The sequence below is a fragment of the Streptomyces beihaiensis genome, from assembly GCF_026274175.1.
GTDB classification, from domain to species: Bacteria; Actinomycetota; Actinomycetes; order Streptomycetales; family Streptomycetaceae; genus Streptomyces; species Streptomyces beihaiensis.
Genome location: NZ_JAPHNL010000058.1, coordinates 1 through 15,769, shown reverse-complemented (window position 1 = coordinate 15,769; position 15,769 = coordinate 1). Strand labels below are relative to the sequence as shown.

Here is a 15,769-nt window from a genome sequence, read left to right as displayed (position 1 = left end):
GCGCCGACCACCGGTGGCCCGACATCCTGTCCGACCGGCTGCGCGCGGCCCGGACGCGGCCGCCCCCCGTGGCGCGCCGTGCGGCACCGCCCGCCGCTCGCCCGCCTGCTCGGCCTCGCCCAGCTCCTGGCCGAACCCACACACACCGAACCCGTCCTCGCGGAGGCCCTCACCGACTGGACACCCGCCGCGGAGGCCGCCCCGCTGGCCGCGGCCCTGGCCCGCGCCTGCGCGATGGCCCCCGCACCCGAACTCGACGCGATCCTGGACCAGTTCCGGGCCCACCACCACCTCGGCGCCGACCGCACCCCACCCGACCAGGACCCCCTCACGGCCCTGACGGCCGCGGCGGGCGCACTCGACGCGGGGGAGCGGGGGAAGGCTGTGGCGTTGCTGCGGGCGGTGGATGGCGGGCCGGAGCCGGAGCCGGGGCCGGGGTGGGCGCGGGGGCAGGGGCAGGGGCAGGGGCAGGCGCAGGCGCAGGGTGCCGCGGATGCTGGCGCGGGTGGCGCCGGTGGGCCGGGTGTTGTTGGTGTTCCTGGTGTTCCTGGTGGTTCTGGTGTTCCCGGTGGTCCAAGTGGCCCGGGTGGTGGCAGTGGGCCGGGTGCCGATGGCGGGCCGGGTGCTGATGGCGGTCCAGGTGTCGTTGGTGGTTCAGGTGGTTCAGGTGGTTCAGGTGGTTCACGTGGTTCAGGTGGCGCTGGTGATTCCGGTGGGGCGGGTGGGCGCGGCGTTGCGGTTGCCGTGCCCGGAGGTTCCGTACGGGAGGTCGCCGTGTTCCTCGCCCATGTGCTCGGCGGGGAGTTTGACCGGGAGCCGCCGCCCGTGGAGATGTTGCCGGGGGTCGGGGCGCCGCTGCTCGTCGCGCGGGCGGCCGCGCTCGCCGACCGGGACCTGGCGCGTGCTGCCGCACTGCTCACCCGGGGGCTCGCCGAGCACGCGCCGGAGGAGTTCGACGGGCTGCTCGACCTCGGCGCCGTCCTGCCCGCCCTGTGCGCGCGGATCGCCCGCGCCAAACGTCGCGACGAGCGCGGCGACGCCCTCGCCGGCATCGTGCGGGCCCTGGCGGACGGGCTCGTGCCGGGCGGGCTCGTGGGAGACGGGCTCGTGGGAGACGGGCTCGTGGGAGACGGCCGAGCGGGAGATGGCCCAGCGAGCGACGGCCCGGCGGGGGAGGGCGGCGATCCCGCCGGTTCGACCCTGCGTACCCTCGCCCACTGCGCCGTGGCTCTGGGCGATCACGGCACCGCCGACGCGTTGTGGCGGCGCGTGCTGCGGGTCGTGCCGGACGCCGCGCAGGAGTACGGCGCGTACCTGTGCCATCGCGGCGTCGTCGCTCACGCGGCGGGGGAGGCGGCCGAGGCGCTCGACCTGCTGGGCGCGGCGGCGCAGCTGCTGCCGCCCGACCACCCCGTCCACGGGCACCTCGTGTTCCTGGAGCGCGACGACCGCATGGACGTGCTGCTCGCCGCGCTGTTTCCCGGCTTTGCGGCCGAGTTCGAGCGGCGCGGCCGCTACCACGAGCTCGAAGTCTCGGCCGAGCTCTACCCCGCGCTCTGGCACGCCCTGGAGCGCGACGAGGCGGCGGCCGTGCTGCGTGAACTGGCGACCCTGCTCGACATCAACGCCGCTGACGCTGCTCACGCCGCTGACACCGGTAACAGCGGTGACGGCGGTAACAGCGGTGACGGCGGTGACGGCGGTGACAGTGGTGACGGCGGTGACAGTGGTGACGGAGGCAACAGCGTTGAGGTCGACGACGCCGAGGTCGACAGCGCCGACGCCGGGCGTCACAACCCTCTCGCCCTCCCACACACCCTCGCCGTTCTCCACCGCGAAGTGGCCCTCGCCGCCATCGCTCGCGAAGGCGCTCCGGGCCCCGAACTCGTCCCCGCCACCGCCCTGTGGTCCCTGCTCCTGGCCCATCCGGGGTTCTGGGCCCGCGCCGGGATCGACGACGCCGAGGCCGCCGCGGAGCTCCGCCGCGACCTGATCGGTGAGCTCCTCGAACTGCACCGCGTGCACGGCGCCCGCGCCCTCGACGTGGGCCGTGCGGCCGACATGGCCACGCACCTGCGCTGCCTGACCGCTGTGCGCGAAGGCCCCGACGCCACCCGGGCCCTGCTCGCCGACGGGCCGCTGGCGGCGGCCGTGCCCGGCGCCGTCGACCCAAAGCTGTTCGCCTGGGCGGCGCAGCGCGCGGGGCGGCTGCTCGACGACTGGGCCGCGGACCTGGTCCGTACGGCCACCGAACGCGTGGACGACCCCGACGCCGTGGGCCGGCTCCCGGTCGGCGTCGAACGGGACTACGAGGCCGGCATCGAGATCCTGGACGCGGCCGTCCGGCAGGGCTTCGCGCCGGTCACCGTCCTGTGCACCGCTGTCGAGTGGCACAACAAGTGGCAGTACGGCCTGTACTCGATCAGCGACTGGGACGCAGTGGCCGAGGTCATCGAGCGCGCCACCCGTTTCGTCGACCTGCTGGCCGAGCAGTGCACCGAGAACCGCCCGCACCTGAAGGAGAACCAGGTGCTCGGCTTCCACTACCTGGAGCGCGGGCTGCTGGCCGGGCGCGGCGAGGAGTCGGTGCGGCTCCTGGAGCGGGCCAAGGCGTGGGACCCCGGCAACCACGAGGTGGACAAGTTCCTCGACCAGCGCCGCATGGACCAGGTCTTCGACCCCGTACGGGAGTACACCGCGGACCGCCGTTACGACGACGCGCTGGCCGCGCTGGACCGCATCCGTGACACCGACGCCAACCACAAGACGTACGTCAAGCTGCGGGCCAACGCCCTGTACGGCAAGGGCAAGCGCGAGCTCTCGGACCGCGATTTCGACGTCGCCGAGGAGTGCCTGCGTGAGGTGCTCGACCTCGCTCCCGAGATCACCGACGACCCGACGCTCGTGCAGGACACCAACCAGGCGCTCTCCACGCTCCTCAACAACCGGGCCGTCGTCCTCATCAAGGCGGCCGACAACGCGCCGGACGGCGACACCGAATCGCTGCTCGGCCTGGTCGCCGCGCGAGCACTGCTGCGCGAGGCCCTCGACCGCCACCCCGCCAACCAGACCGCCGCGGACAACCTGACCGGTACCGAGGAGAGGATCACGAGGTTTCTGTGATGACCACGGCAGACCATCACACCCGCCATCGCCGCCCCAACCCCTTCCAAGTGCTCGGGCTGCCGGTCGACGCCGACCAGCAGAGCATCGTCGAGCGCGCGGAGGACGGGATCCGCACGGCGGGCAGCGACCAGGAGCGCGCCCTGTACGACTGGGCGATGCGTGAACTCATCGGGCATCCGCGCACCAGGCAGCGGCACGCGCTGACCGAGCCGCCGGGCACCGAGTACCGCGACCGCGCCCTGGACGCCTTCGCACGCAGGCACCGCCCCAACCCTGCCGACCTGCGCGGGCACCGTCTGAGCGCGGACGACTTCGATCTTCCCGAGGCTGTACGGCGCGTTGTGCGCGAGCTGCACAAGTCGGTCCCCGAGGCCGGGCTGCACGCCCTGGAGCGGCAGCGACCGCACGCGACGGATACGGAACTGGAGGCCCGCGATGTCCTCTTCGGCTGAAAGGGCCACACCGGCCACACCGGCCACACCGGCGGCACCGGCCACACCGGCCACACCGGCGGCACCGGCGGCACCGCTGGCACCAGCGGCACCAGTGGCACAAGCGGCACCGGCTGAACCGGCCGCACCAGCCACCTCACCCGGACCGGCCGCACCGGCCACCTCACCCCTCTCCTGGGACACCTTCGCCGAACGCGCCATGGCCGAGGGCGTCGATGAGGCTGTCTCCCCGCAGGCCGAGCTCGTCGGGGTGCTGCAGCGCCGCCACGACGACCTGGGCGCGGCGCGCGGCGAGGCGGCGCAGGCGGCGGCCGGTGCGCGTGAGGCGCTCTTCGAGGTCGCCTCCCTGGTGGGCAGGTTCGAACAGCTGATCGGCGAATGTCAGGAGGTCATGGCCGACAGCGGCCAGGCCCGGCTCCACCGCAGGCTGCGCATCCTCAAGGATCAGATGCTCCAGGTCCTCAAGGACGACGGCGTCGAGATCCGCGACCCGGTCGGTCTCCCCGCCGATGAGGTCGCTGACTGGACCGACCCGATCGGCTGGCGCTATGGCGCCCAGTTCGCCACGGAGTCGGTGGCCCGTACGGATGAGCCCGCCGTCTTCCACCACGGTGCGGTGGTCCGCCTGGCCCGCGTCTTCATGGGCTCACCCGAACCCCAGTCCGAACCCCAGTCCGGACCTCAGTCTGAGCCGCGGCCCGGACCGCAGTCCGAACCTCAGCCTGAACCGCAGTCCGAACCTCATCACGAACCGCGGCCCGAACCCCAGTCCGGCCCCCAGACACCCCCATCGCAAGCACCCGGCGAAACGGACAACGACGCATGACGCAGCAGATCGTGAGCAAGGCGGTCGGCATCGACCTCGGCACGACCAACAGTGCGGTGGCGGTCATGAACCCGGCCGACAACGACATCCTCATCCACCGCGACAAGGTCACCAAGTCCTCCACGACCCCCAGTTGCGTGTGGCGCTCCCCGGCCGGTGGTGAGCTGGTCGTGGGCCGCAAGGCATTCGCCCGCAAGGGCAGTACCCCGGAGCCCGTCACCTCCGTGAAACGCCTGATGGGGACGCGTACGACTGTTGACCTCGCCGGGGAGGCGTACACCCCTCAGCAGGTCTCCGCGGCGATCCTGCGCGAGATGAAGAACCAGATCGAACAGGACGTCGCGGGCTTCGACACCGACGGCGCGCGCTGGATAGTGGACCGGGCGGTGGTCACCGTTCCCGCCTACTTCGACCAGCCGCAGATCGACGCCACCCGCGAGGCCGCCGAGCAGGCCGGTCTTGAGGTCCTCGGTCTGCTGCACGAGCCGACCGCCGCCGCCAGCCACTACTGCTGGCGCACCGCCACGCAGAACGGCACGTTCCTCGTCTATGACCTCGGCGGCGGCACGTTCGACGTCAGCATCCTGCGCTGCACCGCGGGCACCTTCGAGGTGCTCGGCATCAGCGGCAACAACCGGCTCGGCGGCGACGACGTCGACGCGGCCGTCGCCCGCCACCTGCAGAAGATGCTCCAGGAGGACGGCTACGCGCTCGACCTCGACGTGGCGAACGACCCCGAGGACGCGCTGCGCTTCAGCCAGCTGAAGATCCTCGCCGAGGGCGCCAAGAAGGCGCTGACGGAGCGGACCGAGTACGTGCTGCGCGACGCCGGCCGCCTCCTCGACAAGAACGGCGAGCCGGTCGTCATCGAGACGCTCCTCGAACGCGACGAACTCGACGCGGTGGCCCGCCCGTTCATCGAGCGCACCTTCACCTACTGCGACGAGGCCATCGCCCGCGCGAGCGAACGCGCCGGCATCACTCTCGCCGACGTCGACCACATCATCCTGGCGGGCGGCTCCACCCACATGCCGCTGGTGCGGCAGATGGTCACCGACCAGCTGTGCGCCGGACCCGCCCCCGACTCGCCGCGGCAGGTGCGGGCCGCGTGCGCGGAGCCGGTGTACGAGCAGGTGGACACGGTCGTCGCGCTCGGCGCGGCGGTGCGGGCCGCGGCCGTCGGCGGGCTCGCCGTCTACGACCAGGACCGCACGGTCCGCGTCTCCTTCCACGGCACCGCCACCACCGGCCGCTCCGCCACCTCCGTCGGCGGCACCGTCCAGGCGCTCACCGACTCCCTCGACCTCAGCGACGGGCAGGTCCGCCTGGTCACCGCCGGTTTCGAGGACCAGGTCGACCTCTCCCCGGAGGGCGCCTTCGCCTTCCGCGACGTACCCGTACAGCCCGACGCCGAGTCCAGCCTCACCTTCGAGGTCTACGACGCCTACGGCGATCTGCGCGCCACGGCGGGCCGCCAGCTCGCGCACACCTCGGGCGAACAGCGGCCGGACGGCGGCATGGGCGGCGCCGCGATCAACGCCAAGGCCATCCTGATGGAGGTCGACTACGGCGACGGCCGCACCGGCCACAAGGAGCTCGTCCCGGCGATGCAGCAACTGCCGTTCGAGAGCCCCGACTTCGAGTTCGCCCACCCGGGCAAGGAACGGGTCGAGCTGCGCCTGTTCCAGCAGAGCGTGCCCATCCAGATCATCACGGTCCTGGTGCCGTCGTCCACACCGCGCGGCACCGCGATCAGACTGACCGTATCCATGTACGAGAACGCGGCGATCGCCGTGCGCGGCTCCATCGGCGACGTCTCCTTCGACGTGCCCATCGAGGTGCCGGTCGAGCGTGACATGCCGAGCGAGGACGAGGCGGCGGAGCTGCGCAAGCGGTTCCAGGAGAACGTCGGTTACCTCCCGGCGGGCCCGCAGAACACCGCGAAGGCGGAGTGGACCGTGGCCGAGAAGGCGTTCCGCGAGGCCAAGGAGCGCGGCGACGTGGCCGCGGCCGTCCACGAGTTCCGTGAGCTGGAGAAGGCGGTCGGATCCGTCGCCCGGCACGGCGGCGAACTCCAGCCGCCGAAAGCCGAGTTCGACGAGCTGGTCAGCGACTGCCTCGGCCTGCATGCCCAGCTGGCGCAGGACGGGGTCCCGGAGGGCAAGACGTTCGACGCGCCCGAGATCGCGCGCGGCATCGAGGAACAGCGCCGCCGGGGCGAACAGGTCCACGCGGCCCGGGATCAGCGCGCGTACGGCGAGGTCATCCAGCAGTTGCAGCGGGTCTTCACCTATATGAGGGGCCTGATGCGCACGGCTCCGGCGACGGAGATCCCGGCGGCGGTCCGGGCGGCGTCCCAGCTGCGGGCGGACATGAAGGGAACCGAGGAGCTGATCAGGGTCGCCGACGCCACAGGGCGCGCGGCCGAGTCGCGCGAACTTGCCGAGATCCACGGCAAGTTGCGCGTTCAGGAAGCGCGCATCGCCACGGACCCGGACGCCGTGCTGCGCGACATCAGCAAGCTGAACGCGCGCCTTCGCCAACTCGCCCGCATGCTGATCGATGTACGCGGCGGCGACACCGCCGGCATCCCGATCATCCTGGGCGGCTCCGGCGGGCCGGGCACGGGAGGCCACCAGTGACGCCACCGAGGGCCTCCACCGCCTCCCCCGCCTCTACGGCCGCCACGGCCGCCACGGCCGCCACGGCCGAGACCGTGGTGGCGGTGGTCTGCCCCATCCCGCGCTGCCGTACGCACAACGACGCCATGGCCGAAACCTGCCGCCGCTGCGGCACGCCGCTGCGCGCCTTCGTACGGCTCGGCACGCACACCGCGCGCCTGTTCAACGACGGCCTCGCGGCGGCCCGGCGCGGCGACTTCCAGGTGGCCCGCGACCACTTCGCGGCGATCGTCCACTGGTGCCCGCACGACACGGAGGCCCGTACCGCCCTGGGCCTCGCCTGCCACGAGCTGGGCGACACGGCGCAGGCCCGCCACCAGTGGACCCAGACCCTGGCCCGCCGCCCCCAGGACCCGACGGCCAGAGCGGGCCTGGCCGCCCTCGCCGCCCTCGCCGAACCGGTCGAGGGCCCTGACCTCAGCCCTGGGGGGCCTGCCTCTCGGGCTCCCGCGGCTCGTCGGGTTCCCTCGGCGCCTCCTGCCGGCTCTCCCGAACCTCAGGGTCCTCCCACACGGTCGGGACGTCCCGAGCCTCAGCAGCCACCTCGTCGGTCACCTCAGGAGCCACCTCAATCACTGGAGGAGTCGCCTCGGCAGTCACCTCAGCAGCCACCTCGTCGGTCACCTCAGGAGCTGCCTCAATCACTGGAGGAGCCGCCTCGGGAGCCCCTCGACGCTCCCGAAGGACCTGGGTGACGGCCTCCGGTTCCACGCCCAGCCTGCGGAGCATCTTGCAGGCTGTGGAGTCCCCCTCGGCGAGGAGCTCAAGGAGTAGCGCCTCCTCGCCGACGGGCGTGCCGGACTCCGCCGCCTGGGCCGACAACCGTTCCAGCTTGTGGCGGGTACGGGAGTAGAACTCGCGGCGCCGCGGCCGGTGGTCAAGTCGCGCCAGCCGGTCGAAGGCCGCACGCCCCTGCTCACCCTGCTCGGCGAGCGCGTCCCGCAACACGTCGCTGCCCGCGACGGCGAAGGCCCGCAGCAGCAGACTCGAACTGATCCGCTTCTCGCCGATCGCCGCGAGCATCCGGGCGCTGCGCACCGCGGCCGCCGCCCCGTCCCCCAGCGCCGACAGGTCGAGAATCCGCTCGGCGTCACCGGGCGGACCCGCCGACGCGACCCCCGGAGCGAGCAGCAACTCGGGCCGTACGCCGCACAGACGCAGCAACTTCGCGCAGTTGCCGCCGCCGGTGGCCAGGAAGGCCAGCGCGATGTCATCGACGCCGACCTTGTCGCGCCCGTCGGCCAGGGCAGCGGCGTCCGCACCCTCGACGACCTGCGCGATGGTGTCGGAGAAGGCCATGCGCCCGCCATCGCTCCGTCGAGAACTCCCGTTGACGGAAGATCCGTTGGCGGAGGCGGACACACCGGCAGAGGTGGTGGCGGCACCGGCAGGGGTGGTATCGGCAGCGTCCGAGCCCGTAGAGGCCGTGTCCGTAGAGGCCGTGTCCGTAGAGATCGAGCCCGTAGAGACCGTGTCCGCAGAGGTCGAGCCCGCAGAGACCCTGCCAGTAGAGACCGCACCGGCGTCGCCTGCCGCTCCGATCCCCGCGATGCCGCCACCGCCACCGCCACCGCCGCCACCGCTACCGATGTCGTCTCCGCCGTCGTGATCGGCGCCCGCCCCCACGGGCGTATGGCTCTGCACCTCCCGCAGCAGTTCGGTCAGCCGGTGCAGCCGCGTGGTACCGACGCGTGCGGCAGCCCGCTCGCGTATCTCGTCCGTGTCGAGCAGCGCCGTCAGCAGGTCCACCGACGTGATGATGCCGCGCATCGCCCCGAACCGAGTGGCTCTGCGCAGCAGGTCGAGGGCCTGGGGCGTGTAGCCGGGCCGCGGCGGCTTCTGTTCCTCCGGCGGCGGCTCGGGCGCCGCGACGATCCGTACGCCGGGGTCCCCGTACAGTACGAACGACGCCCATGTCCCGTCGTGGCCCTCCGCCAGCTCCGCCCGCGCCTTGCGCACGGCGGCACCGGCCTCCACCTCGTCCCGCAGCTGCCCGTAGAACGCCTCGGCGAACCGCAGCGCGCTCGCGTCGCCCACCGGTGTGCGCGTCCCGACCACCGTCTTCGCGCCCATGAGCATGAAGGACATGCAGGCGCTCATGGTCTGCGCGGACTCGGCGAGCGCGCGCGAACCGGAGTCGAGCGTCGGATCGGCCGACGCGCACCCGTTGATGAACACGATGGGCGGGGCCCCGCGCCGGGCGAGCGGCTGCAGCGCGTCGTGCCCGAGGAACTTGCGGTCGTGGACGAGCAGCCCGGCGGCGCCCGGCACGCCCGAGACATGCCCCGAGTAGTGGAACAAGTCGTACGGTGCCGTCTTGTCGGCCAGCTCCCCGACGATGCGGATGAGCGTGGCTCGGGCGCCGGTCAGCACCGTGCACTCGACGCCCCGCTCGGTCAGCCACGCGCTGATCCGCGCGGTCTCCTCCCGTGCCGACGCCAGATCGCCGAGCGTGTCCCCGACCACCAGGGCACGCCCGATCCGGTTGCTGGTGCGCCCGCTCACGACCGGGCCCTCCACGCGGGCGCGCCGCCCCATGTCGTGGCGCAGCCCGAGGAACTCCTGCTCGTCGTGGAGCAGCTCCCACGGCACCAGTGACTCGTTGCTCTGCACCATCAGCGGCCCGGTCGACTCGCGCAGCCGCCGCACCAGGTCGAGCCGCCCGGTCTGCGGGAACAGCGCGTCGTACAGCTGCCCGCCGAGCCGCACGAGCCCGGCGTGCGACTGCGGGTCGGCACCGTCGTCCCTGAGCGTCTCGTCGATCGCCTTGCACAGTCCCTTGACCAGGTCCTGGCTGACGGGGACGGTGTGCTCCTGTTCCAGGGGGCCCATCAACGACCCGCTGCCCGAGCGCAGTTCGTACGCGTACTGGGTACGGCCGGGACGCGGCTCGGAGACCCGTACCTGCAAGGTGGTGGACGTCATGGCCGGGGCCCGCCGACGGCGTCGGCCGCCCCACCGGCGCCGCCCGCCGCGCCCGGTCGATGACGCTCGTAGAAGAGGGCGATGGCCTCGGACTGGGCGCGGTCGGTCGGATGCACCAGTTCGAGCGTGTCCTCGCCCATGGTCACGACGACCCGCGGCACGGCCTCCTCGCCGGGCGAGGCGACGGCCCGGTGCGCGGCGGCGTCGTGCCGCCGGGCGAGCCACTGCCGCACCGTCTCCACGATGGCCACGACGTTGCCCACCCCACCCACGATGAGCGTGGTCACCTCGACGAGCCCGGCCGCCCGGTGCTCGGGTTCCGGCGCGGCCAGCAGCGTCTGCTCGACGCGGGCGGCCCCCGCGGCCGTCAGCGCCTGGCGCAGCCCGTCGAGCTCGGGCCCCGGATCAGGGCCGTGCAGCTCCAGCTCCATCGTCATCCGTACCTCCGGCCTTCTCCCGCGACAGCGGAAACAGCAGTGCCACCAGCGTGGCACCAATGACCTTCAGCAGACCATCGCATCGCGTTGATCGCCGCTGTTTCCGGGCAAGTTGACGCGACAAGCGAAGGCGTGACGACGAGAAGCGGGGAGGGGCGGCGCCAAGGTGGCGCCGCCCCTCCCCGCATCGGTCCTACCGGTGGTGCCCTACCGGTAGTTCACGAACTGCAGCGCGAAGTCGAAGTCCTTGCCCTTCAGGAGCGCGATCACGGCCTGCAGGTCGTCACGGCTCTTGGAGGTGACGCGGAGCTCGTCGCCCTGCACCTGGGCCTTGACCCCCTTGGGGCCCTCGTCGCGGATCGCCTTGGCGACCTTCTTGGCGTTCTCCTGAGAGATGCCCTCCTCGATGGAGGCGAAGATCTTGTACTCCTTGCCGGACAGCTGCGGCTCACCGGCGTCCAGCGCCTTGAGGGAGATGCCGCGCTTGACCAGCTTGGACTGGAAGATGTCGAGGATCGCCTTGACGCGCTCCTCGCCGTTCGCCTGCATCAGGATCTTCTCGCCCGACCAGGCGATCGAGGCATCCGTCCCCTTGAAGTCGTAGCGCTGCGAGATCTCCTTGGCGGCCTGGTTGAGGGCGTTGTCGACCTCCTGCCGCTCGACCTTCGAGACGATGTCGAAACTGGAGTCGGCCATGTCCTGTGGCTCCTTGTATCGGGGTGCGTGATGGGGCGCGCGCCGGGGAGCCGCGCCGTGCGCAAAGCCTAGCCACCGCACCGCGTCCACCTGGCGATCAATCGGGTGGCGGACCACCCCTGTGCATCGGGTATTGTTTACGTCGTTGCCACGGAGCACCGCCCGAGAGCGGGGCGCCTCGGCAGCTACCCAAGGCGGTGTGCCCGAGCGGCCAAAGGGAGCAGACTGTAAATCTGCCGGCTCAGCCTTCCCAGGTTCGAATCCTGGCGCCGCCACACTTGGGGAAACCCTGAGGAAGCCCCTCTGAACTGCGGAGACGCAGCGCGGAGGGGCTTTCTTCTGCTGTGTGCCGGTTGTGCGACGCCTGTCACACCCCTAGGGTGAGCGGCCGTGTCGCGCGGGCGGAGGAACAGCAGAGGAACAGCATGCGTGTGCAGCTCGTGACGATGCCCTGGCAGCCGCTCGACCTGCCGTCACTCCAGGTGGGGCTTCTGCACCGGCTCCTCGACCGGGTCCGGCCGGGCGACGAGGTGCGCGAGTTCCACGGGTCGCTGCGCTGGGCCGAGTTTCTCCTCGACCGGTCGGGCGGGCGGCTGCGGCCGCGCGACTACGAGGCGGTCGGCAGCGGTGCCGTCTTCCACGGGCTCGGCGACTGGGTGTTCTCCGGCGTGCTGTACGGGGACGAGGAGTGGGGAACCGGGCGGATGCGCCGGTACGCGGCCCGGCGCGGGCTCGACGCCGCTCTGGTCGACACCGCCGTCGCGATGCGCCGCCACGCCGCCGCGTTCATCGACGCCTGCGCGCGAGAACTGCTCGGTGACGACCCTGAGCCCGTCGATGGGCCTCTCGTCGTCGGGTTCACCAGTACCTTTCAGCAGAACGTCGCCTCGCTCGCACTCGCCGCCGAACTCAAGCGCCGCCGCCCCCGCCTGACCGTCGTCTTCGGCGGGAGCAACTGCGAGGGCCCCATGGGGCACGCCCTGCACCGCAACCACCCGCACGTCGACCACGTCGTCCGAGGCGAGGGTGAGCACGCCTTACCCGCGCTCCTCGCCCACCTCGACGCGGGCACGCCCCCGGCCGACGTACCCGGACTGTGCTGGTGGGACCACGGCGGCGATGGCGGCGACGGCCGCGACGGCGGCAACGGCGGCGTGTCGCGTGCCAATGCCGGGACGCGGCGGGTCGTGCCGCCCGCCGACATCCCCGCGCCCGACTACGACCAGTGGCAGACGGCCATCGAAGCCTCGCCCGTCCTGGAGTACGTACAGCCGAAGCTCGTCGTCGAGGGGGCCAGAGGGTGCTGGTGGGGCGAGAAGCACCACTGCACCTTCTGCGGGCTCAACGGCGCCGCCCTGTCCTTCCGCGCCAAGCCCGGCGAACGGCTGTGGCAGGAGATCGAGCACCTGGTGCGGCGCCACCGCATCCTCGACATCGTCACCGTCGACAACATCCTCGACATGGCGTACTTCAAGGACTTCCTGCCGCTGGCCGCCGAGAGCGGCTGGGACCTGCGGATGCACTACGAGGTGAAGTCCAACCTCGACCGGGGGCAGATCGAGCTGCTGAGCCGGGCGGGCGCCGTGCTTCTCCAGCCCGGCATCGAGAGCCTGAGCAGCCGGGTCCTGGAGCTGATGGACAAGGGCGTCAGCGGCGCCCGTAACGTCCGTACGCTGCGGGAACTCGACAACCGCGCCATCACCTGCGCCTGGAACCTCCTCTACGGGTTCCCCGGAGAGACGGCGGAGGACTACGCGCGCGTGCTCGCGCAACTGCCCGCGCTCGTCCACCTCCAGCCGCCGGGCGGCGCCCACCGCATCCAGCTCGAACGGTTCAGCCCGTACTACACCGACCCGTCCCTCGGGTTCCCCAAGCGTCGGCCCGCCGACATGTACCAGCACGTCTACGAGCTGCCGGAGAGCGAACTCGCCGACCTCGTCTACCTGTTCGACACGGAGGACGCGGGCATCGGCGGCGCGATCGAGGAACGGCTGCTCGGCGCGGTGGCGGCGTGGCACACGCGGCACCACACGTCGACGCTGGTCATGGAGGAGACCGGGCAGCACGGCGAGTCCCTGCTCGTCCGCGACCGGCGGCAGGGGTGGCCGCACCGCACCTACTGGTTCGACGGCTGGCACGCCGCCGCCCTCCGCCTTCTCGAGGACGGCCGCACGGCCGCCGCCCTGCGCCGCCGCCTCGCCGCCGACGGGCACGAGGTGACCGACGGGGAACTCGACGACTGGCTGGCCCAGGCCCGCGGCCTCGGACTGCTCTTCACCGACGGGCACGCGCACGTGTCCCTGCCCACGCGCCACGTGCCCATACGTGTCGAGGTCCTGCCCCAAGAGGCCGCCCGATGAGCCTCCTGCCCGCCACCGTCGCCCATCGCGTCACCGCCGGAACGGTCCGCGTCACCGAGAAACTGCACCTGTACGGTGACGGCGCTGACGTCACCCGCGGGGTGCACTTCCTGCGTGAATGCCAGTCCCTCGGGCTGCGTACGCAGTGGGAGCAGGCGGGTGGGACGGGGTGCCGCGCGGCGGGGCGCCATCCGTGCGGCTCCCGGCGTCTCACGTACGACCTGGGGCTGCTGAGCCATCTGCCGCCACCCGTTCGACAGGCGGGCGAAGCAGCGGAGTTGACCGAGCTGCTGCGTGACTGGCGGGAGCGTCACTCGTACGGGATGCTCTACCACCGGCGCGGCCCCGGTTTCGTCGCCGTCATGGACCGCAGGGAGCACCCGGCGCCCGCCCGGCTCCTGCTCGACCACCCCGGCCTGCTCGCCGCCTTCCGCGCGCTGCGCGAACCCGCGCCGCTCGACGGCCTCGACGCGCGTCTTCGCGAGGCCGCCCGGCTGCTCGCCGAGGACCGGCTCGTGCTCGCCGTCGACGGCTGGGCGGTGGCGCTGCCGCCCCGCATCCGCCGCTGGCCCGTGCCGGGCACCGCGATCTGACGCCTGCGGACGCAGACTTGACCCATGTCCACCTCCGAGCCGACGTCCGAGCCGACGTCCGAGCCGACCTCCGAGCCGACGTCCATGCCGACCTCCGAGCCAGCCTCCGTGCCGGCGTCCGTGTCGGCCTTCAGGCCGGCCTCCAAGCCGAGCGCGTCCCGCCGCCGGGCCTGCCCCGAGTGCCACCGCGAGATCGCCGTCGTGGCGGGCCGGTTCGCGCGCCACGACCCGGCCCCGAACTCCCGGCTCCGCTCCGGGGACCTGGTCTCCTGCCCCGGATCCCGCCGCCCCGCCCAGCTCGGCGCCGTACAGGACGCGCTGGACGGGTACGTGGTGCCGTACGTCCCGGGACAACTACCGCTGTTCTAGCCCTCCGGCCCAGCTCTCGGGCCCAGTTCCAGGGACCAGTTCTCGGGCCGGTTCCCGGCACCACTTCTCGGGCCGGTTCCCGGGACAGTTCTCGGGCCAGGCTCTGGGCACACCGGTTCTTCAGTTCCCGGCCACCGACTTCACCGACACCGATACCGGCGACGAGCCCGAGATCAGCTCCAGGGTGAGACCGACCGTGCCGGGCGTGTCCACCAGTTCGGCGAGGACCGCGGCCACGTCGTCGCGCGGGATCGAACCCCGCCCGGTCGACGCCTCCAGGCGTACCAGGCCCGTGCCGGCGTCGTTCGTCAGCGAGCCGGGGCGCAGGATCGTCCAGTCCAGGCCCGTGCGGCGGCGTACGTCGTCGTCGGCCGCGCCCTTGGCGCGCAGGTACACGTCGAAGACGTCGTCGCCCTGATGCGCGGCGTCCGCGCCCATCGACGACACCACGACGTACCGGCGCACCCCGGCCCGCTCCGCCGCGTCGGCGAAGAGCACGGCGGCGTCCCGGTCGACGGTGTCCTTGCGGGCGGCGCCGCTGCCCGGACCCGCGCCCGCGGCGAACACCGCGGCGTCCGCGCCCTGCAAGTGCGCCGCGACCTCCTCCACGGACGCCGACTCCAGGTCGCACAGCACCGGTTCGGCACCGGCCTCCCGCAGGTCGTCACCCTGCTCGTGCCTGCGAATGATTCCCGAGACCTCGTCCCCGCGCGCGGAGAGCAGCCGCTCCAGGCGCAGCGCGATCTGACCATGACCCCCAGCGATGACAATGCGCATGCTCCGACGGTACGCCGGGGACGGGCGGTTCACCGTGCAACCACCCGCCGGGTCACGCCACTCCCGGTCCTCCCGGTCCTCCCGGTCCTCCCGGTCCTCCGGGCCCTCCGAGTCCCCCGAGTCCTCCCGAGCCTCCCGAACTCCCCGGTCCCGTAACCCGCCCCTGTCGCGGCAGGTCGAGCGCGACCGCGGCCGCCGAGTCGCAGTACTCCCGTACCGCGCTGGTCCGCGCCACCACCCGCCCCCGGTGTACGACGATCCGGCTGTACGCGAGCGAGAGCGCACCCGCCAACCGGTCCCCGCGCACGGCGAGGAGGTCCGCCGGGAACCCGGCCTCCACCCGCACCTCCGGCAGGCCGAGCGCGGCGCGGGCCGCAGAGCTCACCGCGTCGTACGCGTCCTCGGGGCGCAGCCCGTACCGGGAGGCCAGCAGGTAGGCGGCCTCCAGCGGATCGCCCCGGCCCACCGGGTTCGAGACGTCCCGCAGCGCCCCGCTGCCCGCCGCGAGCCGCACCCCGGCGGCCCGC

Annotated in this window: 11 protein-coding genes, 1 tRNA gene and 1 pseudogene; 8 read left to right on the top strand and 5 right to left on the bottom strand. The window is 72.6% G+C overall.

Translation table 11 applies throughout. The features are described 5' to 3' along the window. Positions 1-825 precede the first annotated feature (825 nt). From OFY01_RS07760 to OFY01_RS07745, 4 genes are all read left to right on the top strand, one after another. Positions 826-3,123 (top strand): tetratricopeptide repeat protein, encoded by a 2,298-nt coding sequence (locus tag OFY01_RS07760; RefSeq protein ID WP_266597648.1) that lies wholly within the window; start codon positions 826-828, stop codon positions 3,121-3,123. Next, positions 3,123-3,578 carry a hypothetical protein gene (locus OFY01_RS07755; RefSeq protein WP_266597647.1) on the top strand — a complete coding sequence of 152 codons (456 nt, stop codon included), beginning with the start codon at positions 3,123-3,125 and terminating at the stop codon, positions 3,576-3,578. The genes OFY01_RS07760 and OFY01_RS07755 overlap by 1 nt, the downstream gene beginning before the upstream one ends. Positions 3,579-3,672: 94 nt before the next feature. Further along, positions 3,673-4,404, top strand: coding sequence for a procyclic acidic repetitive family protein (locus tag OFY01_RS07750; RefSeq protein ID WP_266597645.1), 732 nt, complete (start codon positions 3,673-3,675; stop codon positions 4,402-4,404). Beyond that, positions 4,401-7,046: an Hsp70 family protein gene (locus tag OFY01_RS07745; RefSeq protein ID WP_266597643.1), complete on the top strand. Its 2,646-nt coding sequence runs from the start codon at positions 4,401-4,403 to the stop codon at positions 7,044-7,046. Before OFY01_RS07750 ends, OFY01_RS07745 begins: the two co-directional genes overlap by 4 nt. 456 nt (positions 7,047-7,502) lie before the next feature. Here the strand turns inward: OFY01_RS07745 and OFY01_RS07740 are convergent, their stop codons facing one another. From OFY01_RS07740 to OFY01_RS07730, 3 genes are all read right to left on the bottom strand, one after another. Next, positions 7,503-10,010: a CHAT domain-containing protein gene (locus OFY01_RS07740; protein ID WP_266597642.1), complete on the bottom strand. Its 2,508-nt coding sequence runs from the start codon at positions 10,008-10,010 to the stop codon at positions 7,503-7,505. After that, complete coding sequence (locus tag OFY01_RS07735) at positions 10,007-10,447, bottom strand: hypothetical protein (RefSeq protein ID WP_266597640.1); 441 nt, start codon at positions 10,445-10,447, stop codon at positions 10,007-10,009. Before OFY01_RS07735 ends, OFY01_RS07740 begins: the two co-directional genes overlap by 4 nt. A 207-nt stretch (positions 10,448-10,654) precedes the next feature. Then, a complete protein-coding gene (locus OFY01_RS07730; protein WP_266597638.1) occupies positions 10,655-11,143 on the bottom strand; it encodes a YajQ family cyclic di-GMP-binding protein in 489 nt (162 codons plus the stop codon). A gap of 193 nt (positions 11,144-11,336) precedes the next feature. On the opposite strand from OFY01_RS07730, the gene OFY01_RS07725 reads away from it, so the two are divergent. From OFY01_RS07725 to OFY01_RS07710, 4 genes are all read left to right on the top strand, one after another. Beyond that, positions 11,337-11,418: transfer RNA gene (locus OFY01_RS07725), tRNA-Tyr, on the top strand. A 150-nt stretch (positions 11,419-11,568) separates the two neighbouring features. After that, positions 11,569-13,503, top strand: coding sequence for a RiPP maturation radical SAM C-methyltransferase (locus tag OFY01_RS07720; RefSeq protein ID WP_266597636.1), 1,935 nt, complete (start codon positions 11,569-11,571; stop codon positions 13,501-13,503). Next, positions 13,500-14,096: a DUF5825 family protein gene (locus OFY01_RS07715; protein WP_266597635.1), complete on the top strand. Its 597-nt coding sequence runs from the start codon at positions 13,500-13,502 to the stop codon at positions 14,094-14,096. Before OFY01_RS07720 ends, OFY01_RS07715 begins: the two co-directional genes overlap by 4 nt. 120 nt (positions 14,097-14,216) lie before the next feature. Next, positions 14,217-14,465: a hypothetical protein gene (locus OFY01_RS07710; protein ID WP_407700297.1), complete on the top strand. Its 249-nt coding sequence runs from the start codon at positions 14,217-14,219 to the stop codon at positions 14,463-14,465. A 120-nt stretch (positions 14,466-14,585) separates the two neighbouring features. Here OFY01_RS07710 and OFY01_RS07705 read toward each other — a convergent pair whose 3' ends face one another. Together OFY01_RS07705 and OFY01_RS07700 are read right to left on the bottom strand one after the other, a co-directional pair. Continuing rightward, the gene (locus tag OFY01_RS07705; protein ID WP_266597633.1) at positions 14,586-15,242 is read right to left on the bottom strand and encodes an SDR family oxidoreductase; all 657 of its coding nucleotides are present in this window, start codon (positions 15,240-15,242) and stop codon (positions 14,586-14,588) included. 52 nt (positions 15,243-15,294) lie between these two features. Continuing rightward, a pseudogene (locus OFY01_RS07700) lies at positions 15,295-15,769 on the bottom strand (hydrolase); the annotation flags it as partial.